This window comes from Aphanizomenon flos-aquae FACHB-1287, from assembly GCF_014698755.1.
GTDB classification, from domain to species: Bacteria; Cyanobacteriota; Cyanobacteriia; order Cyanobacteriales; family Nostocaceae; genus Dolichospermum; species Dolichospermum flosaquae.
The window spans coordinates 37780-58425 of sequence record NZ_JACJTO010000011.1 but is presented as its reverse complement, the minus strand read 5'-3'; the positions used below and the strand labels follow the sequence as shown (position 1 = coordinate 58425).

At 38.2% G+C, this 20646-nt stretch carries 14 protein-coding genes and 1 pseudogene; 4 read left to right on the top strand and 11 right to left on the bottom strand.

Annotated features, from left to right (window positions below):
- Positions 1–25: 25 nt before the first annotated feature.
- Positions 26–2257 (top strand): photosystem I core protein PsaB, encoded by a 2232-nt coding sequence (psaB, locus tag H6G44_RS07590; RefSeq protein WP_190385892.1) that lies wholly within the window; start codon positions 26–28, stop codon positions 2255–2257.
- A gap of 452 nt (positions 2258–2709) precedes the next feature.
- Here psaB and H6G44_RS07585 read toward each other — a convergent pair whose 3' ends face one another.
- Positions 2710–4455, bottom strand: a complete 1746-nt coding sequence (locus H6G44_RS07585; protein WP_242031680.1) for a WG repeat-containing protein — start codon at positions 4453–4455, stop codon at positions 2710–2712.
- A 246-nt stretch (positions 4456–4701) separates the two neighbouring features.
- Between H6G44_RS07585 and fabG the strand changes: the two genes are divergently transcribed.
- Positions 4702–5442, top strand: coding sequence for a 3-oxoacyl-[acyl-carrier-protein] reductase (fabG, locus tag H6G44_RS07580; protein ID WP_190385891.1), 741 nt, complete (start codon positions 4702–4704; stop codon positions 5440–5442).
- Positions 5443–5493: 51 nt separating this feature from the next.
- Here fabG and H6G44_RS07575 read toward each other — a convergent pair whose 3' ends face one another.
- Positions 5494–6579 (bottom strand): MraY family glycosyltransferase, encoded by a 1086-nt coding sequence (locus H6G44_RS07575; RefSeq protein ID WP_190385890.1) that lies wholly within the window; start codon positions 6577–6579, stop codon positions 5494–5496.
- A 163-nt stretch (positions 6580–6742) separates the two neighbouring features.
- Between H6G44_RS07575 and groL the strand changes: the two genes are divergently transcribed.
- Complete coding sequence (gene groL / locus H6G44_RS07570; protein WP_190484286.1) at positions 6743–8452, top strand: chaperonin GroEL; 1710 nt, start codon at positions 6743–6745, stop codon at positions 8450–8452.
- A gap of 181 nt (positions 8453–8633) precedes the next feature.
- Here groL and H6G44_RS07565 read toward each other — a convergent pair whose 3' ends face one another.
- The 3 genes and pseudogenes from H6G44_RS07565 to H6G44_RS07560 all read right to left on the bottom strand — a co-directional run bounded on the left by H6G44_RS07565 (position 8634) and on the right by H6G44_RS07560 (position 10204).
- Entirely contained in the window at positions 8634–9044 is a 411-nt protein-coding gene (locus tag H6G44_RS07565; protein ID WP_375379330.1) for a transposase, read from the bottom strand.
- Positions 9025–9164 (bottom strand): annotated as a pseudogene (locus tag H6G44_RS20240) (IS701 family transposase); the annotation flags it as partial. The gene H6G44_RS07565 and the pseudogene H6G44_RS20240, both read right to left, overlap by 20 nt.
- A gap of 77 nt (positions 9165–9241) precedes the next feature.
- Positions 9242–10204: an SDR family NAD(P)-dependent oxidoreductase gene (locus H6G44_RS07560; RefSeq protein ID WP_190385933.1), complete on the bottom strand. Its 963-nt coding sequence runs from the start codon at positions 10202–10204 to the stop codon at positions 9242–9244.
- Between the two features lie 699 nt (positions 10205–10903).
- Here H6G44_RS07560 and H6G44_RS07555 point away from each other — a divergent pair.
- On the top strand, positions 10904–12892 hold the full coding sequence (locus tag H6G44_RS07555; RefSeq protein WP_190385887.1) for an ABC1 kinase family protein: 1989 nt from the start codon (positions 10904–10906) through the stop codon (positions 12890–12892).
- Between the two features lie 105 nt (positions 12893–12997).
- On the opposite strand, the gene H6G44_RS07550 is transcribed toward H6G44_RS07555, so the two are convergent.
- From H6G44_RS07550 to hepA, 6 genes are all read right to left on the bottom strand, one after another.
- On the bottom strand, positions 12998–14431 hold the full coding sequence (locus tag H6G44_RS07550) for an O-antigen ligase family protein (protein ID WP_190385886.1): 1434 nt from the start codon (positions 14429–14431) through the stop codon (positions 12998–13000).
- A gap of 91 nt (positions 14432–14522) precedes the next feature.
- A complete protein-coding gene (locus H6G44_RS07545) occupies positions 14523–15485 on the bottom strand; it encodes a glycosyltransferase family 2 protein (RefSeq protein WP_190385885.1) in 963 nt (320 codons plus the stop codon).
- Positions 15403–16605, bottom strand: coding sequence for a glycosyltransferase family 4 protein (locus H6G44_RS07540; protein WP_190385884.1), 1203 nt, complete (start codon positions 16603–16605; stop codon positions 15403–15405). Before H6G44_RS07540 ends, H6G44_RS07545 begins: the two co-directional genes overlap by 83 nt.
- Positions 16606–16630: 25 nt before the next feature.
- Entirely contained in the window at positions 16631–17617 is a 987-nt protein-coding gene (locus H6G44_RS07535) for a glycosyltransferase family 2 protein (RefSeq protein WP_190385883.1), read from the bottom strand.
- A gap of 50 nt (positions 17618–17667) precedes the next feature.
- Complete coding sequence (locus tag H6G44_RS07530) at positions 17668–18792, bottom strand: glycosyltransferase family 1 protein (RefSeq protein WP_190385882.1); 1125 nt, start codon at positions 18790–18792, stop codon at positions 17668–17670.
- A gap of 14 nt (positions 18793–18806) precedes the next feature.
- The gene (hepA, locus tag H6G44_RS07525; RefSeq protein ID WP_190385881.1) at positions 18807–20636 is read right to left on the bottom strand and encodes a heterocyst formation ABC transporter subunit HepA; all 1830 of its coding nucleotides are present in this window, start codon (positions 20634–20636) and stop codon (positions 18807–18809) included.
- Positions 20637–20646 lie beyond the last annotated feature (10 nt).

Sequence of the window (20646 nt, the reverse complement as noted above, 5' to 3'; positions counted from 1 at the left end):
AAAGGTCAGAGGACAGATCACACCTATGGCAACAAAATTTCCAAAATTTAGCCAGGATCTCGCACAGGACCCGACTACTCGTCGGATTTGGTATGCGATCGCTACAGGCAACGACTTTGAAAGCCACGATGGCATGACGGAAGAGAATCTTTACCAAAAGATTTTCGCTACGCACTTCGGTCACTTGGCAATCATCTTCCTGTGGGCATCCAGCCTCCTGTTCCACGTAGCCTGGCAAGGTAACTTTGAACAGTGGATTAAAGATCCCCTTCACGTCCGTCCCATTGCCCATGCAATTTGGGACCCTCACTTCGGTGAAGCAGCAATTGAAGCTTTCACCCAAGCTGGTGCAAGCAACCCCGTAAACATCGCTTACTCCGGTGTTTATCACTGGTGGTACACCATCGGGATGCGGACAAACAGCGAACTATATACTGGTTCCGTTGGTTTGCTCCTGTTGGCGGCATTGTTCCTATTTGCTGGTTGGTTACATTTACAACCCAAGTTTCGTCCTAGTCTATCTTGGTTCAAGAGCGCTGAACCCCGTCTGAATCACCACCTCGCTGGTTTGTTCGGTGTTAGCTCCTTAGCTTGGACTGGTCACTTGGTTCACGTCGCCATTCCTGAATCTCGTGGTATTCACGTAGGTTGGGATAACTTCTTAAGTGTAGCTCCCCATCCAGCAGGTTTAACTCCTTTCTTCACAGGTAACTGGGGCGTTTACGCTCAAAACCCTGACACCGCTGGCCATTTATTTGGTACTTCCACCGGTGCTGGGACTGCGATTCTGACCTTCTTGGGCGGTTTCCACCCCCAAACAGAATCCTTGTGGTTGACTGACATGGCTCACCACCACTTGGCGATCGCAGTTTTGTTCATCATCGCTGGTCATATGTACCGGACTAACTTCGGAATTGGTCACAGCATCAAAGAAATGCTGAACTCCAAATCCGGTTTAATTCCCGGTAGCAAGAGCGAAGGTCAGTTCAACCTGCCCCACCAAGGTCTTTACGACACCATCAACAACTCCCTGCACTTCCAGTTGTCATTAGCTTTGGCATCTTTGGGAACTATTTGTTCCTTGGTAGCGCAGCATATGTACGCTCTGCCTCCTTATGCTTTCATCGCTAAGGATTACACCACACAGGCAGCATTGTATACCCACCACCAGTACATCGCTGGTTTCTTGATGGTTGGTGCTTTTGCTCACGCGGCAATCTTCTGGGTTCGTGACTACGACCCCGAACAAAACAAAGGTAACGTTCTTGACCGGATGTTACAGCACAAAGAAGCGATCATTTCCCACCTTAGCTGGGTATCTCTCTTCTTAGGCTTCCACACCTTGGGCTTGTACGTTCACAACGACGTAGTTGTGGCCTTCGGTACTCCTGAAAAACAAATCTTGATTGAGCCAGTATTTGCTCAATTCATCCAAGCTGCCCAAGGTAAAGCTTTGTATGGCTTGAATGTACTGTTGTCTAACCCCGACAGTATTGCTTACACCGCTTACCCCAATGCTGGTAACGTTTGGTTGTCTGGCTGGTTAGATGCCATCAACTCAGGCACAAATTCCTTGTTCCTGACCATTGGACCTGGCGACTTCTTGGTTCACCACGCTTTCGCTTTGGCTATCCACACCACCACCTTGGTACTCGTTAAGGGTGCTTTGGATGCTCGTGGTTCTAAACTGATGCCCGATAAAAAGGACTTCGGTTATGCGTTCCCCTGCGACGGTCCAGGCCGTGGCGGTACTTGCGATATCTCCGCATGGGACTCTTTCTACCTGTCTATGTTCTGGATGTTGAATACCATTGGTTGGGTAACCTTCTACTGGCACTGGAAACATTTAGGTATTTGGCAAGGTAACGTTGCTCAGTTCAACGAAAACTCTACCTACCTCATGGGCTGGTTCCGTGATTACCTCTGGGCTAACTCTGCTCAGTTGATTAACGGTTACAACCCCTACGGCATGAATAACTTGTCTGTTTGGGCTTGGATGTTCCTCTTCGGACACCTAGTCTGGGCTACTGGTTTCATGTTCCTCATCTCTTGGAGAGGTTACTGGCAAGAGTTAATCGAAACCTTGGTTTGGGCGCACGAACGTACTCCTTTAGCTAACTTGGTTCGCTGGAAGGATAAGCCCGTTGCTCTCTCGATTGTTCAAGCTCGTGTGGTTGGTTTAGCTCACTTCACTATTGGCTACATCGTTACCTATGCAGCGTTCCTCATTGCTTCTACTGCTGGTAAGTTCGGTTGATCTTAACTACTGGTTGTAGATAATTAAAAATCCCCTGTCATGAGGTGGGGGATTTTTTTTAATGGGCAGGCAAGATGCCCACCCCACAACAAGATGCCATTAGTTATGCTGTTTAAATTTTGACTGGATTAATTGCCAAAAACCTTCTGAATTGGTACGAAATTATTCAGAAAATCATTCAATCCTCAAAAATCTGAATTTCTTGAGGGGATTACAAGAATGGTCTCATCAAATTAACACTATCAACCAATCCTATCCAAGTACCTCAGCAGTACACAATTAATTACCCTAAAAATGCTGGTGTGGTGTCTTCCTAAAAAAGATGGGTATAGTAACCTGCAAGAACAACAAAAGTTACTACGCCCGATCATCCGGCTATTGAAACATTATCAATTAAGGGCTTGAGGAATATTTTGCGTAAGTCCTATTCACAAAAACTTTTAATTTATCAACTAATAAATAAACCTTCCTTTCTTATCTATATAACGTTCTTGTTCGCCAATTTTTACCATTGCGATACCTTCAAAAAAGTACCCAGCAATATCAAATTGAGGTGGAATCATAAACTGTCCACTTTTGTCAATATAGCCATATTTATTGTCTATCTCAACAGATGCTAAACCCTCGGAAAAGTTCCAAGCAAAATCGAATTGAGGTGGAATCATAAACTGTCCACTTTTGCCAATATAGCCCCATTTTTCATTGATCATAACTATTGCTAGACCTTCAGAAAAATTCTCAGCAAAATCAAATTGAGGTGGGATCATAAACTGTCCAGTTTTGTTAATATAGCCATATTTATTATCTATCTTCACCATGGCTAAACCTTCTAAAAAACTCAAAGCATCATCAAATTGAGGAGGGATGACAAACTGTCCACTTTTGCCAATATAACCATATTTTTCATCCAGATTTACCATTGCTAAACCTTCGGAAAAGTTCAAAGCAATATCAAATTGAGGAGGGATCACAAACTGTCCACTTTTGCCAATATAGCCATGTTTATTATCTATTTTCACCATAGCTAAACCTTCGGAAAAGTTCTCAGCAAAATCAAATTGATGTGGTATAAATAACTGCCCACTTTTGTTAATATAGCCATATTCATTGTCTATCTTTACCATGGCTAAACCTTCAGAAAAATTCCAAGCAATATCAAATTGATGTGGTATGACTAGATACCCTTTTTTATCAATAAAACCATACTTTTTACCCATTTGGATAACTGCCATACCTCCAGAAAAATTCCTAGCACTATCAAATTGGGGTTGAATAACTACCCTTCCTGTCTGGTCTATATAGCCATACTTGTCATCAATCTTAATTGGGTGTAGTGAGGTGGCAGAAAATTCTGAAAATAACCCAGCTTGTTTTAAAGTTTGTAAAGTTTCATGAGCATCTGTATATCTATCTTTGTAATGATATCTAACCATCTTGGTGAGGATATCTGCCAATGCTTCACTTATTTGAGCTTCTTCTCTCCAAATAACCTCTAATGTGTTGGTATCTCTTCCTAATTCCTGAGGTGATAATCCAGTTATTGCTTGAATTGCTGTCATCCCCAGAGCATAAATATCACTGCATAATTGAGGATATCCATTAAACTGTTCATTTGGCATATAACCGGGAGTACCAATAGGAATAGCACTAGTTATTTTTCCTTGAGCATTCACTTCCAAAGTGCTGATTTCTTTAAATACTGCAAAGTCAATCAAAACCAGTTTATTATCAGAATAACGGCGTATTAAATTTAATGGTTGAATATCTCGGTGAATAACATTTTGTTCATGGAGAAAAGTTAGCACTTCTAAAATTTCTTCCAAAAATTTAATTACCTCAACCTCACTCCATTTTTGACCCGAACTTATTTCATAACTCAAATCTTGTCCATGAATGTACTCTTGAACAAGATAAAATTTTTTATTTTCCTCAAAAAAATCATACAGTTCAGGAATTTGGGCATGGTTTTTTCCCAAAGTAAATAAAACTGCCGCTTCCTTTTTAAACCTTTCTTCTGTATCTAATGGATCTAAATCTGGTTTCCAGGGTTTGATAAGTTCTTTAATAACACAGTGATACTGAGGAGTAACAGGCAAATCAACCGGGTACTCAGCTAAATAGGTTTTGCCAATCCCCTCTTTTCCTAACTCCTTGGTAATTTTATAACGCTGTCGTAATGTTTGCCCAATCATGATCATACAGAAGGATTTCTGTATATTTTGGCATAATTTTCCCATAAAAAACAATTATCGCTAAAATTTTAGAACTACTATGCTCTGTACCTCAGCAGAAATAACAGCAAGTCAGGGTTTTCGACTTTATACATCAGCAGCAATTTCGATATATTCTTAACTAACTAGCTTTATTAATGAATTTTTCACTTCCGTATAACTTAAGATTATAAGATAATTAGCGCGGTATCTCCAAAAATTGAGGAAAAATAGATGAATTTATTAAAAAATCAGGTTGCAATTGTCACAGGTGCATCACGAGGCATTGGTAAAGCGATTGCTCTCCAATTGGCCGCTCAAGGTGCAAAATTGGTTATTAACTATGCTAGTTCCAGTACCGCAGCGGATCAAGTAGTAGCAGAAATTACAGCATCAGGAGGCGAAGCTTTCGCCCTCAAAGCAGATGTTTCTCAAGAAAATCAAGTAGACACACTCATTAAAACCACCTTGGAAAAATTGCAGCGCGTAGATATACTAGTTAATAATGCAGGTATTACTCGTGATACCCTGCTATTAAGAATGAAATTAGAAGAATGGCAAGCAGTTATAGACCTTAACTTAACTGGCGTATTTTTATGCACCAAAGCAGTAAGTAAAATTATGCTGAAACAACGTTCTGGGCGGATTATTAACATCGCTTCCGTCGCTGGACAAATGGGTAATCCCGGACAAGCCAACTACAGTGCCGCCAAAGCCGGGGTAATTGGTTTTACCAAAACCGTAGCTAAAGAACTTTCCTCCCGTGGGATTACGGTAAATGCCGTTGCTCCCGGTTTTATTACCACTGACATGACCAGTGATATTAACGCTGAAGGCATCCTACAATATATCCCCCTGGGGCGTTTTGGTAAACCAGAAGAAATTGCCGGTATGGTGCGCTTTTTAGCATCAGATCCAGCAGCAGCTTATATCACAGGACAAGTATTTAACGTTGATGGTGGTATGGTCATGTAATTTGTCAGTGGTCAATTGTTCGTTTTCAGTCGTAAAATTTCTGTTTCCTATTCAGCGATTATTCAATATTCTTTGCCAAAGCGTTAGTCCTAACAGCAAGATAATACCGACCGCAGTAGCCAGAATTACGAAAAAACTCATCCCCTGGATCTTCATAGCCAGCAAATTACAACCTAAAGTAATTGACCAAAGGATAAAAGCTGCATTTCTTTGAGATAGTCCCCAGGCTAACAAGCGGTGATGTAAGTGGTCTTTACCTGGTGTACTCAGAGGGTTTTTACCTGCCATGAGCCGACGTACAAAAACTTGAGTAGTGTCAAGAACTGGCAACAACAGGAATAAAACTGTCGGGATTAGGGCATAGATTGTATTTAATTGGAGTTTACCTAAGATGCTGGTTGCTGCTAACACATAGCCAAAAAAGTACGCTCCAGCATCACCCATAATTATGTGTGAGGGGTGAAAATTATGGCGTAAAAAGCCCAGCGCAGCCCCTCCCAAAGCTGCTAAAACTAAAGTCGCTGCCGCCCGATTATCAAACTGGGCAGAAACTCCTAATAAACTGATGGCAGTAATAAAGCTAATGCCACCAGCTAAACCATCCATACCATCCATCAGGTTAATAGCATTAGTAATCCCCACCACCCACAACACCGTTAAGGCCATAGACAGGAGAGAATCAATGGGTGTACCAAAAACCACTTTAATGCTAATACCATTACCAACTAGCAATAGTGCTGTCGTTACCTGCGCCCAAAGTCGCACAGATGGAGGTAAGCTAAACTGATCATCAATAAAACCCACTAATACTAAAATTGAACCACCCAGAAGAATTGTTAAGACCTGAGCCAAAACCCCTTGGAGTTCAATTGGCCGCAAGAGACTAGCCAAGACCAAAGCCGCAATCACCCCGGCATAGATTGCCAAACCGCCCGCATTAGGTAAGGGTTCTTGATTCAAGCGTCGAGCATTGGGTTGATCTGCCCAACCTACCTCTAAGGCAAATTTACGAATTGTGGGAATTAAACGCCAAGTAACAACTAAAGCTAATAGAAATGTAAAGACTACAGCTAACCAGCCGGAACCGCTAGGGTCAGCAATGCCAAGGGATTTAAGGGAGTTGACTAGTAGGTTCATTTGCTCCCAATATAATCATCAGTTTTATGGTCAAACATAAGTATCAACTGTTAATATTAGTCAATTTTGGGATTGTGGTTCATAATCTAAATTGTGGCAAGAGATTAGCACTCTTGGTCAGTGAGTGCTAAATTGTCTAATGGAAGCAATGGAAAAATAAAACATGACTAAAATTATTGCATTTAATGAAGAATCACGGCGGGCTTTAGAAAGAGGCATCAACGCATTAGCGGATGCCGTGAAAATCACCTTAGGTCCAAGAGGTCGTAACGTCCTATTAGAGAAAAAATTCGGTATCCCCCAAATTGTCAACGACGGTATCACTGTTGCCAAAGAGATTGAGTTAGAAGACCCTTTAGAAAATACTGGTGCTAAGTTGATTCAAGAAGTAGCATCAAAAACTAAAGATGTAGCTGGCGATGGAACCACCACTGCCACAGTTCTAGCACAAGCCTTGATTAAGGAAGGTTTAAAGAATGTAGCTGCAGGGACAAATCCCATCAGCTTAAAACGGGGTATTGATAAAACCGTTGAGGCTCTGGTAAAGGAAATTGCTAAGATCGCTAAACCTGTAGAAGGCAGTGCGATCGCTCAAGTTGCCACAGTCTCCGCTGGCAATGACGCTGAAGTTGGCAATATGCTGGCATTGGCCATGGAAAAAGTGAGTAAAGATGGTGTTATCACCGTTGAAGAATCCAAATCTCTAATCACTGAACTAGAAGTAGTTGAAGGGATGCAGGTTGACAGAGGTTATATTTCTCCCTACTTCATCACCAACAATGAACGAATGACAGTAGAGTTTGAAAACGCCCGCATCCTGATTGTCGATAAAAAAATCAGCAGCATTCAAGATCTAGTCCCCATTCTCGAAAAAGTTGCTCGTTTAGGTCAGCCTTTATTGATTATTGCAGAAGATGTAGATGGTGATGCCTTAGCAACTCTGGTTGTCAATAAAGCGCGTGGTGTCTTGGCTGTAGCTGCTATTAAAGCTCCCGGTTTTGGCGAACGCCGCAAAGCTATGTTAGAAGATATTGCCATTCTCACCAATGGACAAATGATTTCTGAAGAAATTGGCTTGAGCTTAGATACTGCCACTTTGGAAATGTTGGGAACTGCAGAGAAAATCCACATTGACAAGGAAAATACCACTATTGTGGCTGGTAATGTTGCTAAACCAGAAATCCAAATACGGATTGAGCAAATTCGCAAACAATTGGCGGCAACAGATTCCGATTATGATACTGAAAAACTGCAAGAACGCATTGCTAAGTTAGCTGGTGGTATTGCCGTGATTAAAGTCGGTGCAGCTACAGAAACCGAACTCAAGGACAGAACATTGCGGATTGAAGATGCACTCAATGCCACCAAAGCAGCAGTAGAAGAAGGTATTGTTCCCGGTGGTGGTGCAACTTTAATTTATCTATCTAGCAAGGTAGAAGCAATTAAAAACAGCCTCACTCCTGAAGAAAGAATTGGCGCTGATATTGTCCAAAAGGCTTTAGAAGCACCCCTCCGGCAAATCGCAGACAACGCTGGGGCAGAAGGTTCTGTCATTGTGGCCAGAGTCAGAGAAACTGGTTTAAATATCGGCTACAACGCAGCTACAGGCGAGTTTGAAGACTTAATTGCTGCTGGTATTATTGATCCTGCAAAAGTGGTTCGTTCTGCTTTACAAAATGCCGCTTCTATTGCTGGTATGGTACTAACCACTGAAGCCATTATTGCTCAAAAGCCTGAGAAACAAGCCGCTGGATCACCTGATGGTGGTATGGGCGGTATGGGCGGTATGGGCGGTATGGGCGGTATGGGCGGTATGGGCGGTATGGGCGGTATGGGCGGTATGGGCGGTATGGGCGGTATGGGTATGTTCTAATTTGCCACTCTCCCTAATCCATAATTTATGTAATTTATGAATTACCCACCCCTAACGCATTGAGGGGTGGGTTTTTATCAGGTAAATGTTAGTTGAATATTTGTGCATAACAGGGGGAATTAAAGCTAGTTTTAGGATAAATCCTGCATTAATATTTTATATATAGCAATAGACAGGGAGATTAGGACGCTGTACGAAACGCATCTTCCATAGCATCCCGGAAAGAGTCAAATTGAATTAGTTGTTTGCGAATTCGGCTTTTTAACCATGACCAACATCGCTCAATTTTATTAAGGTCAGGCGAATAGGGCGGCAAGTATTTTAACTGACATCCTGCGGCTTCAATTAATTCTTTAATTAGTCCACCTTTATGAAATATAGCATTGTTTGCAATGACTATTTGTCCAGGTTTTAGTGATGGGAGCAAACAAGTTTCTAGCCAAGTTTCAAAGACGCTTCGGTTACAAGCACCCTCAACAGTAAACGGAGCGAATAACTTACCATTAGAATAGGCAGCAATGATATTAACTCGCCCTTGTTTCTTACTACTTTTGAGTGGTTTCTGATTTTTAATTGCTAAATGTTCTTTCAAATTTACACCCTTATTCGCCCTAATTCTTTGATTACATGGCATCCAGACTCCATAATTACTTCTAATTGCTACAACATAAGCTAAGTTGTATTCATTTAATTTCCTAATAAATTCACTACTTGAGGAATTTTTATTCATTGTATACTATTTCTCTAGAAATTAAGATTTTAATAGGCTTTTGTAAAAAATCCCAATTCCTAAAATCTACTGCTAATCATCAAGAAGAAAATCACTAACCAAGGTATTGTTAAATCAGGAATTAACCAAGCATAATTTCTTAAAAAAGGTATAGCCATTGCTAAAATAAACCGCAAAGAACGTAAAGATACAGGACGATTACCATTTTGATCTACAATTCCATATTTCTTGGCAACTTCAGCGACAATTTGAATTTTACCTGTATATTTGATAATATTAGCATCAGTTGCTAAACTAGCGATCGCTCTACCAGTAAATAATGGTGTTTCCCAATTATAACCATCAGCAAATAATGAAGAATTACCATTTTCTGAACTCTGTTCTTTGGCAAAATTTGTAATCTGTTCTGTACCCACAATACCGGGATAAATAGCTAGAGAAGTTACATTATATTGTTTTAATTCCTTAGCCATATCCGCAGCTAATCTATCACAAGCACTTTTTCCCACACCATAAGGAACATTAAAAATATAAGACATTCCTCCCCAAGAAGAAATAGTAAAAATAATTCCCTGTTTTCTTTTTGTCATCATTCTTGCAGCATAAATACTAGCTACATAATGACTTCGTAAACCTACATTATTTGCAGCATCCCAAAAACTCGGTTCTAATTCCCAAAATGTTTTACCATAGGCTTCTCTTATGGATTGCACTCCTGCATAAACATTATTAACTAAAATATCTAATTGACCATTTTGTTCTCTCTCAATCCGTTCAAAAAGTCGGCAAATTTGCTGATCATCACTATGATTAACTTGAATAGGAATACAAACTCCACCAGCTTCTATGACTGCGGTTTGAGTTTCTTGTAAACTACCACCAAGACTATCATTAGTAGGTTCAAGAGTTCGCCCTGTAATATACACTGTAGCGCCAGATTCACCTAATCCAATTGCAATTCCTTTACCAATACCTCTGGTAGCACCTGTGACTAATGCTATTTTTCCTTGAAGATGTTTAATCATTTCTTGATGATAAAATTTGTATTTTCAGGATATAATCATATTAATATCCATATCTTAAAATTTGTCAATTGTTGTAAATTCTCCAATCAAAAAAATCCTGAAAAGTACAATTCTCCCAGAAATACAAGTCATTAAAAGCAAAATATCAAAAATTGAAAAAAATAGCTTTACCAATGCAGATAAATATTGATAAGCTAAAATGCACATAGTTTATACATTAGGGCGGGCAGGGATGCTTACCCCACAAGAATTAGATTGATTTTAGATTATACTATTTAAATGCAGGAAAGCTTAATAAAACTAAAATGTAATAATTTAAGTTTAAATAGGATTGTTCGCACTTATTTATAATTTAAAGCAAAATATCAAAAATTGAAAAAAATAGCTTTACCAATGCAGATGAATATTGATAAGCTAAAATGCACATAGTTTATACATTAGGGCGGGCAGGGATGCTCACCCCACAAGAATTAGATTGATTTTAGATTATAAATTTAAATGCAGGAAAGCTTAATAATACTGAAAAGTAATCAAGTTAAGCTTAAACAAGATTGCTCAAAGCTAAGTATATTTTAATGCGTTAACAGAAAATAAAAAAGAAAGTAGAAACAATAATTTCTAACTGTTGAAAATATCCCGAAAAGACAAGATATTGTTACAATATTTAACAACGTTGATTTAACTGGTGGCTTCTTCATGATGGTTAAGACACTTCCCCCTAGTTCTCGAACAAGTCAGGAGGACAGTCGCGGAGGCGAATTGTCCGTGATTGAGGTAATAGCAGAACAAAGTACACAGAAAGTCATCAAATCGGCTGAAGCTTCTCGACAGCCAAGACACAAAGCCCGGGTAATGGCGGGATTAGAACCGGAGACGGTGCTTTATGATCCCGTAGAAATAGAAACACAGTATAATGGTCGATTCCTGCAAGTTATCCGGCGAATTTTCACAGTTCTCAAGCCAATTCTGGCCTTTATATTAGGATTATGGTCGGATAAACGATGGGGAACTTTGGTCAAAAATGAACGCCGTCGCGCTGTTCAACTCAGAGATCTATTAACAAAATTGGGTCCAGCTTACATTAAAATCGGTCAAGCTTTATCTACCAGACCAGATTTAGTACCACCAATTTACTTAGAAGAACTAACTAGACTCCAAGATCAATTACCAGCTTTTCCTAATGAAATAGCTTACCAATTTATTGAGGAAGAATTGGGAGCGCCACCCTCAGAAATTTATGCAGAATTATCGTCACAACCGATTGCGGCGGCTTCCTTGGGACAGGTATATCAGGGAAGATTGAAAACTGGGGAAGAAGTAGCGATTAAAGTACAACGTCCAGATTTGCGGGAACGAATTACTATAGATTTGTATATTTTGCGAAAACTGGCTGCTTGGGTACAGCGAAATATCAAACGGGTACGTAGTGATTTAGTCGGGATTTTGGATGAGTTAGGCGATCGCATTTTTGAAGAAATGGACTATATTCATGAAGGCGAAAATGCAGAACGTTTTTTTGAATTATATGGTAACATGAAGGATATTTATGTACCAAAAATTTACTGGGAATACACAAACCGTCGCGTTTTAACGATGGAATGGATTAACGGTATCAAATTAACTCAACCGGAAAAAATAGCCGCTTTAGGAGTCAATGCACGGTATTTAATTGAAGTTGGTGTTCAATGTTCTTTACGTCAATTATTAGAACATGGATTTTTCCACGCTGACCCCCATCCAGGCAACTTATTAGCTACAATGGATGGTAAATTAGCCTATCTTGATTTTGGCATGATGAGCGAAGTTAAACCAGCCCAACGCTATGGTTTAATTGAGGCAATTGTTCATGTTGTTAACCGAGAATTTGATAGTTTAGCAAAAGACTATGTAAAGTTAGAATTTCTCACTCCAGAAACAGACCTTACCCCCATTATTCCTGCATTTGCTAAGGTATTTGCTAACGCGGAAGGTGCAAGTGTGGCGGATTTGAATATTAAAAGCATCACCGATGATTTATCGGCTTTAATGTATGAATATCCTTTCCGTGTCCCACCCTATTACGCCTTAATTATTCGTTCTCTTGTTACTTTAGAAGGAATTGCAATTTATATAGATCCAAATTTCAAAGTTCTCAGTGAAGCCTATCCTTATGTTGCTAAAAGACTATTAACAGATCCCGCAGATGAATTAAGAACATCATTACAGGAGTTACTTTTTAAAGATGGTAAATTCCGGTGGAATCGTTTAGAAAATTTGTTAAAAAATGCCCGCAGTAACCAAGAATATGATCTTAACTTAGTTGTTAATCAAGGAGTAGAATTTTTATCTTCTAAACGAGGTTCATTTATTCGTGATAGATTAATTGATGAATTTTTTAACAGTGTAGATGCTGTTAGTAAAAATGCCTTGCATAACTTTACTTATGTACTGCGAGAAAGGGTAGGAATCACCGCAATTAATCAAATTCCCTCAGCCTCAGTTGAACAACAACAAACCTTAGAATATATTAAACGTATTGCTGGTATTTTGCGAGAAACTAAAGGCTTTGATGCCACAAAATTTGCTCCTCAATTAGCCCAAATCATTGTTAATCCAGGAGTTCAACTTTTAGGTCAACAAATTGCTACTCGTGTTACCCAGAAAGCTGTAACTCGAATTATTCGAGAATTATTAGCATCTGAATAATTTTTGAACTGTGATTTTTCTGATGTTTCTAGTTTAGATATAGCAATTCCCAACCTCAAGAAATACACCCTCCCCGTCCGAATAAAAGGCTTGGGGAGGAGTAAATCAAAGTCCTAATTTCTGACTTCTGCTATAGTATTTATGTCCTGCCATAGCCATTGCTAAAAATCCCCACATAATCATCCCTGAAATACTCAACATTCCGCTATAGATAATTAACTGGGCGCAAGAACTGATACCAATAGCACGGGCAGCGCTGAGAAAACTATCAAAACGACCTTCCGTATAATTGCCAACAGTAATTAGCATCAATACTAACCCACTAATATAAGGTATAGCACCAATCCAACCCAAAGTAAAAAACATATCTAAAATGCCGCTATCAATAACAACTACCTCTATTTGTCCAGTTTTTTCATTAACTTTCCAGGTATTTCCAAAGCCATTACCGATAACATTAGAAAGAGCTAAATTCAGACTTCTGTCATAGGTAGCTGATCTATCTCTAAAGCTACCATCTTTTTCTAAATTGGAAAAACTTTCCATTCGAGTAGTAATGACTTTAGAAAGAGGTTCAATAGTTACCAAGGGGATAACACAAATTGTCATCACTAAAATTATGGTCATTAATCGCATTTGAATCTGGGGTTTTACCGAACCAAAAATCATAATTATTCCTAGCAACCAGCCGCCCCAACTGGTACGAACTTGGGAAAGTAAAAACGATAAATAACCCACAGCAGAAGCAGGAAAAATTAACGGACCGGTGGTGGTAAATAATAATAGTAATCCAGTCTGCATTACAGTCCCAAATGGTCCTGATGAGTGGAGTGTGCTCCAGATACGCATTCCAAAGGGGATAGGATCTCCAGCACTGGTAAACATTTTCGATTGGATTAGCCAATATCGATCCCATTCAGGAGCGACAACAAATTGATAAACACCGTAAGATCCCAAGATGATTACACACCAAATAAAAGTTCTTTGGAGATGCTGACGATAAGTGGGATAATCTCGCCAATTAGAAAATAGGTGAAAAGCAAAAATTATCGGACTTAACCAATCTAAAAAACTCCGAACTACAGGGAGTGGTTGATTGTAAATTAAACCTATTAAACATCCATAAGAAACTCCTATGACTGCTAAAAGAAAAGGCAGTCCCCCTTGACGAAGACTGCTAGGTAGATGTTTTAAAAAGGTGAATATGGTCAGGAATACGACTAAATAAGGTGCAATTAACATTTGTCGGGTAGGATCCCAGCCAACTCGATAGTCAACTAAACGAGTGATTAAGGGCGTGAGAAACCATATCCACCATGTGAAGCCAATATAGTGAATGGGATGCCGTAAGTATAAAAACAAGCCGACTAGAAAAGATGTAGCGGGAAAAACGAGGTGTAAACTAGCTGTACTTGTAAAGTAGCAAGCTGTTATTAGAAAGACAAAACCAAGGATGATGATCCAACTTTGGGCAGATCGATCTTGGGGAGAAAATTGTTCTTTTAAAACAGTATTAAAAAGTATTTGTTTAGAAATCATTTTTATCTGAATATTCTATATTCTATAAAAAGTTGAGTTAGGAAAAAGATCCTCAAATTCTTTAAGAAATTGAGGATATGAGTTAGGGTATTTAATAGCCAAAATGTTGTTTTTCAAGGGCAAATTTTTGAGATTCCATTTTATATTTTTGATATCCTAACCATCTTCCCTGTAAAGAGGCAAGGAATTTTTTACTAGCAATTTCTCCTTGTTGGGGAAATAATCTTAACCATTGAAATATTCCTAAACTTTCCCTTGTCCCAACTAAAATTGACCAGGATAAAAATACAATTTGACGCAGAGGAGAAAAATGTTCTAATAAAATTAAGGTTTCGTTATGAACTAAGTTAATTAAGGCAGTGTTGTTAAAATTGTGGCGTTGATCTTCATCAAATCGTTGGGCTGGATAGTGATCTACTGCAATGCTAGGATCGTAAATCATTTTCCATCCAGCACGTTTCAGTGTGAGAACAAAGGACATTTCAAAATGAACTTGTGCACCTGTTCCTTGCATTCTGTCATCAAAACACAATTTGCCGATGGCTTGAGTGCGAAAGCTCATATTTACACCTTTGAGGACATCTACCTCACGGGGTGAGCCAATTCCTAAGTGATGGTTGCCAATAACGCGCCCAAACCATTGCAATTTACCAACTATGGGACGAGAACCATTTTCTAATTTGTTTCCTTGATACACCCAATCACGGCCACCAACGCCACCAATGGCATGATTAACGCTGAATTGAGTATTAATTTTAGCTAACCAATCAGGATGGGGCGCAGCGTCGTCATCAGTTATGGAAACAATGTCTCCCTGTACTTGTGCGAGTCCGGCATTGAGGGCGGCGACGACTCCCGGCTGGGTGACGGTGACAATTTGTACTGGGAGGATGTGGGCTGGAAATTGTTCGAGGAATTGCTGGGTTTCTGTGTCTGTATCTCTGACAACAATGATCGCCTGATCAACGGATTTAGTTTGCTGTTGGAGTGCTTTCAGACAGCGGCCAAGGTCTTGAGGACGGCGATAGGTGGGGATGAGAACTGTGTTTCTCATGGGTGATTAACTCCTCAAATATATTTAAATAAGTTTGTGCCATTTTTGACCAACTATGTTGTTCAGCAATAGTCCGGGCGACTTTACCCATTTTTTGACGCAGTGGGCGATCGCTGGTTAAAATAGATAAACTTGTGGCTAAACTATCAATGTCATCCGTTTCTGGCAAGACAATTCCTGCTTCTGCTGTGACTAATTCTGCGCCTCCTGTAGCGGTGGCTGTAATAGTTGGAAGTCCAGAAGCTAATGCTTCTAACAGTACGAGAGTGCAAGCTTCGTAACGGGAAGGAAACACAAATAAATCTGCTGCTTGCATAATTTTAGCAATATCTCGACGATATCCCAAAAAATGTACTCGTTCACGTATACCTAAATTATTTGCTAATTCTAAAAATGGACTTCCTTTGGTGTCTCCTACTACGGCTAAATGTAAATTAGGAACTTTTTTTAGAGCTTGTAATATCGTATCTAAATTTTTTCTGGGTGTGCGAATATCACCGACAAACAAAGCCAAATTGACGTTTTCAGGTAATCCTAATGTAGTCCGAGAACTGACACCAGGCGCAAATTCTTGTAAGTCCACGCCATTGACAATTACGCGAATTTTTTGTCGAGAAACACCAATATTTACTAATTCTTGTGCCACTTTTTCTGAGACGGAAATGATAATTTTAGATTGCTGAAAAGCTTGTTTTTCCCAATAGGCATTAGCCGCAGTAAATAACCATTGATATAAACCATACAAATCTTTACGGGTGCGAGAAATATGAACAGAAGAATTCAACCATGAACCATGCACAAAATGCACGGCATTCACATCACTTGCCCCCATAGTAATCGCACCATTGACTTTAATTAAATCCAAATTAGCTCGATTTTTACGCAACCAATCGGCACTTTTTTTAGCAAAGATGAAATTGCGAATAAATTCCGTAGGATACCTTTCTACTGGAATATAAATACAATTAACAGCATTATTTTCAGATAATTCTGGGGCAATTTCACTAGCTAATAATGTCAGATCATGACCACGACGAATGGCTTCTTGAACCACTTCATAATTAACTCTGCCTTGACCATCGCCTTTTCTGATTTTGTGGGTAACAATACAAATTTTCACTCATAACCTCTTGTAATTTACTAAATTAGGAAATATTCCAGATTTTATTAGTTAAATTGGTAGGAATAAAACTGATAATTAAAGCTACTAAAGTGCGTAAATTAAATTTTTGTTCACTTAAAGTTTGCCAGAAATAACGACGAGCATCTGTATTTTTTTGATCTCGTAATAAGCCGATTCCTAAAGTTGTATTAGCTTCTAGCCATTTGTTTCTAAAGTAAGAATTAAATTCTTGTAAACGTTGATCTTCCATAAAAGTTTGATAACAGAATATCTCACTTTTACCTTTACGGATTTTTGCTTGAACATTGCGACTACCACTGAGCATAGTATCAGTTTGTTCATGCTCTCGATATTTGGTTAATTTTTCGGGAACATAATAAACTCCATAACCAGAAATACAACAAAGGTAAGTTAAATATAAATCCCACATTCCATCAACTTCTACCGGAATATTATCCCAATTCAGGAGACCATTTCTAATTACACAAGCAGCCGCAGTGGGGATACTTTTATCAATTAGGCCAATTTGATGAAAATTTTTATGAACTCCCGGAGTGATTTGATCTCGCTTATAACTGCGGGTATTGTTTTCAGTCGCAGCTACATTAATTTTACTATCACTATCTATAATATATTGGTCACAAAATGCCAGAATTAGATGAGGATTTGCTTCTAAATTGGGAACAAGTTTAGATAAAAAATCCTCATTCCATATATCATCGTCATGGAGACTAGCTACATATTTACCTTGTGCAATTTTAAAACCATGAAACTGGTTAGCTAACATCCCAATATTTTCTTTATGTCGCCAAAATTTAATTCGTGAATCTTGAAATGATTCAACTAGTGCTTGAGGATTTTCAAAACTGCAATTATCAGAGACGATAATTTCTAGATTTTGATAAGTTTGTTGAACGGCACTAGAAATAGCTTGTTTTAGGTATTCTAGGCGATTATAGGTGGGGATAATCACGCTTACCAAAGGTTCGGAGGAGTTAATATTTAACATTGACTGTAGTTGACTGTAGGATGAGAAAATAAACTACTTTTAGTTGTTGTTTATTTTTGGAAAACTATCTCTAAAAAACGCAAAGCTGTAGGGACAGGACTATAATTTTTAATTGCCCAACGTCTTCCTTCTTGAGAAATATATTCGAGAATTTCGGGATTTTCTGTAATTCTATCTATTGTGGCTTGAACATTATCTAAATCTACACCAATATAATGTCGCCAATTTTCAGGCATTACAGGTAAAGTAATCCCATATTTTTCAAAATCAACATGAAATGTCACACATCCTGCGGCTAAAGATTCCCAAAATCGCCAACTATCCCATTGTAGAATTGTATTTGATTTTAACCGCAATTTTTTGATTACCCGCTGAATATTCCGATTAATTAAACCACCTGAATTTTTAGGCCAAGCAGGGACAAAAAAACTACCAAAACAAGCACAAGCGGTTGAATATTTGAGGCGGTTATAGTAATTTGGATAATGACGTTTACCAGTTTGTAACCAATGGAGATGATGATAGGGTTCAGTTGGATATTCAGCTTGGTTATCAACAGTATTATTGATTTGGAAAATATCACTAATTTTTAGGATTAAGAGGCTAGAACTAATATTTCTGACGGGATGACCAGTTTGCCAATGTCGGAAATTAATAAGTATTTGTCTTTTTTTGTCCTGGAAATTTGGAACTTCTTTCAATTCCTGTAATATCCGGTTACTCAATCCAAAAGACCAGGGATAAAAATTATCTAGATAATTTAGATGGTGATTAGAATGGGTCTTGAGAATGAAATCAAATTCTTTATATTCTGGTAATTTATGATAATCTTTATCGTTATCATTACCATCTAAATAAACGGTTAAATATTTTCGTTCTGCATGAAATAAATTATCTGGCAGAGGATGATTAATATTGAACCAATTATTACTAAATACGACAATAGAACAGTCATCGGTTGTGATAGCTGGATCATGACGAAAGAGATATTCTTCTTTTTCCGTTGACTCTTGCCAGTAATTGATATTAGAAACAAAGGATATTCCTAATTCTCGCAAGCCTTCTCCTAAACAAATCAGCAAATGCTGAAATTGATCTTCCTTTTCACCTTCTCCTCTAGGTAAACAGAAAAAATATATTTTGCCATTAAAGTTAGTTAACTGTTCATGTCTCATGTTTTTGCACTTATTTATCTCACTTCATTTTGAATTTGATAGTATTGCCAAAACTTACCACGTTGTTGAAGTAACTCTTGATATGGTCCCTGTTCTACGATTTTTCCTTGTTCTAAAACCACAACTTTATCTGCTTTTGCAATAGTAGAAAGACGGTGAGCGATCGCAATTACTGTACGACCAACAGATAGCTTTTCTAGTGATTCTTGAATTAACCGCTCAGAGAGAGAATCTAAAGCACTTGTAGCCTCATCTAAAATCAGAATCTCTGGATTTTTTAACAATGCACGAGCGATCGCAATTCTTTGTTTTTGTCCTCCTGATAATCGTACACCTCTATCTCCTAATTGTGTATTAAAACCTTCAGGCATTTCGAGAATAAATTCTAGAGCATTTGCCAATTGTGCAGCTTCTTGAATTTCTGCTTTTGTAGCGGTTGGTGTTCCATAAGCAATATTATTCCAAACAGAAGTATTGAAAATAAATGTGTTCTGACTAACAACTGCAATTTTAGAACGAAGAGAATTTATTTCAAATTTGCGAATATCAACTTCATCTATATAAATATAGCCATCAGTAGCATCATGAAAACGCGGAATTAAATCCGCAAGTGTAGTTTTTCCAGCCCCAGATGAACCAATTAAAGCCGTCATTTCACCTTGTTTAATTGAGAGAGTAATATTATGTAAAACTCGTTGATTGAGACTATAATCAAAATCTACCGACACTAAATCAATTGATCGTTTAAAACCAGGAAATCTGAGTGAGCCATTTTGAAAATAGATTTTATCATCAGTTTTTAACAAATCCTTGATATTTTCTACTGCTCCCGCTTGGGTACTTAAAAAAGCTACAACTCCATTCAAATCTTGAGTCATAGGGATAATGCGAAACAGTACAAAAAAGAAAGTTAATAAAGCCGAAACTTTCATTAAACCTGTTGCTAGAGCTACAATAATCATACTAATCAGAATTAGTGTAGATATACTCTCAGCCAAAGGTTTAACTATCAAAGAAATCCAATAAACACTTTTCCAAGTATTAACAATTTTCTCACTGGCTTGATAATACCGTTTTCGCTCAAATTCTTGAGTAGAAAAAGCATGAATTGTGCGAATACCTTCGATAAATTCTAACACTCTAGCAGTAAAATTATCATTAGCCGACGTAATAGCAAAACTACGTTCTCTAATTTGTTTATTGAGTGTAGATAATGCTACCGCTAAAAGACTAAATAGCAAAATAGAAACTATAGTAAGTTTCCACGAAAGAAGAAATAAGGAAATAGAATAAATAATCAGTGTAAAACTTCTAGTTATTAAAAAAGCTAGTCCACCAAAAATTTGTCTAATTCTCTCCATTTCGCTGGTAAGAATATTAACTAATTCTCCAGAATTTTTATGACTGAAGTAATTGAGAGTTTGAGCCGCTAACTGTTGAAAAATTCGTTTACGGAGATTATCTACTAAACTTATTTCACTAAACTGGATGCAAATCTGTCCTATATAATTGAAGGATGCTCGCATACAGGTTGTAACAACAATTAAAGCTGATATTCGATATAATCGCTCTGTTGTGGAAGCATTAATTCCTAAGATGAAAATATCAAACCACTCAACTCCTGTTTTCACAGGTTCAGCCCCAGGAGTAGTTAAACTTTGCAGGAAAACTAGTAAGAATCCTAAACCAAATCCTTCAAAACTTGCAGCTAAAGCCGAAAACACTACAGCTAAAATTGCCACAACTCGAAAGTGTTTAAATTCTCGTAATATTAACCGATTATTTTGCCATAAATTTGTAGCTTGTAATATTTTTACGGTTGAAGGTAGCAGTGTAAAATCCATAGAAATTTTG

Excerpts from the sequence above, each read along its gene's own strand:
- psaB (WP_190385892.1), top strand. The coding sequence starts at position 26 with ATGGCAACAAAATTTCCAAAATTTAGCCAGGATCTCGCACAGGACCCG.
- H6G44_RS07535 (WP_190385883.1), bottom strand. The coding sequence starts at position 17,617 with ATGTTAAATATTAACTCCTCCGAACCTTTGGTAAGCGTGATTATCCCC.
- H6G44_RS07530 (WP_190385882.1), bottom strand. The coding sequence starts at position 18,792 with ATGAGACATGAACAGTTAACTAACTTTAATGGCAAAATATATTTTTTC.
- hepA (WP_190385881.1), bottom strand. The coding sequence starts at position 20,636 with ATGGATTTTACACTGCTACCTTCAACCGTAAAAATATTACAAGCTACA.
- groL (WP_190484286.1), top strand. The coding sequence starts at position 6,743 with ATGACTAAAATTATTGCATTTAATGAAGAATCACGGCGGGCTTTAGAA.
- H6G44_RS07550 (WP_190385886.1), bottom strand. The coding sequence starts at position 14,431 with ATGATTTCTAAACAAATACTTTTTAATACTGTTTTAAAAGAACAATTT.
- H6G44_RS07575 (WP_190385890.1), bottom strand. The coding sequence starts at position 6,579 with ATGAACCTACTAGTCAACTCCCTTAAATCCCTTGGCATTGCTGACCCT.
- fabG (WP_190385891.1), top strand. The coding sequence starts at position 4,702 with ATGAATTTATTAAAAAATCAGGTTGCAATTGTCACAGGTGCATCACGA.
- H6G44_RS07585 (WP_242031680.1), bottom strand. The coding sequence starts at position 4,455 with ATGATCATGATTGGGCAAACATTACGACAGCGTTATAAAATTACCAAG.
- H6G44_RS07555 (WP_190385887.1), top strand. The coding sequence starts at position 10,904 with ATGATGGTTAAGACACTTCCCCCTAGTTCTCGAACAAGTCAGGAGGAC.
- H6G44_RS07545 (WP_190385885.1), bottom strand. The coding sequence starts at position 15,485 with ATGAGAAACACAGTTCTCATCCCCACCTATCGCCGTCCTCAAGACCTT.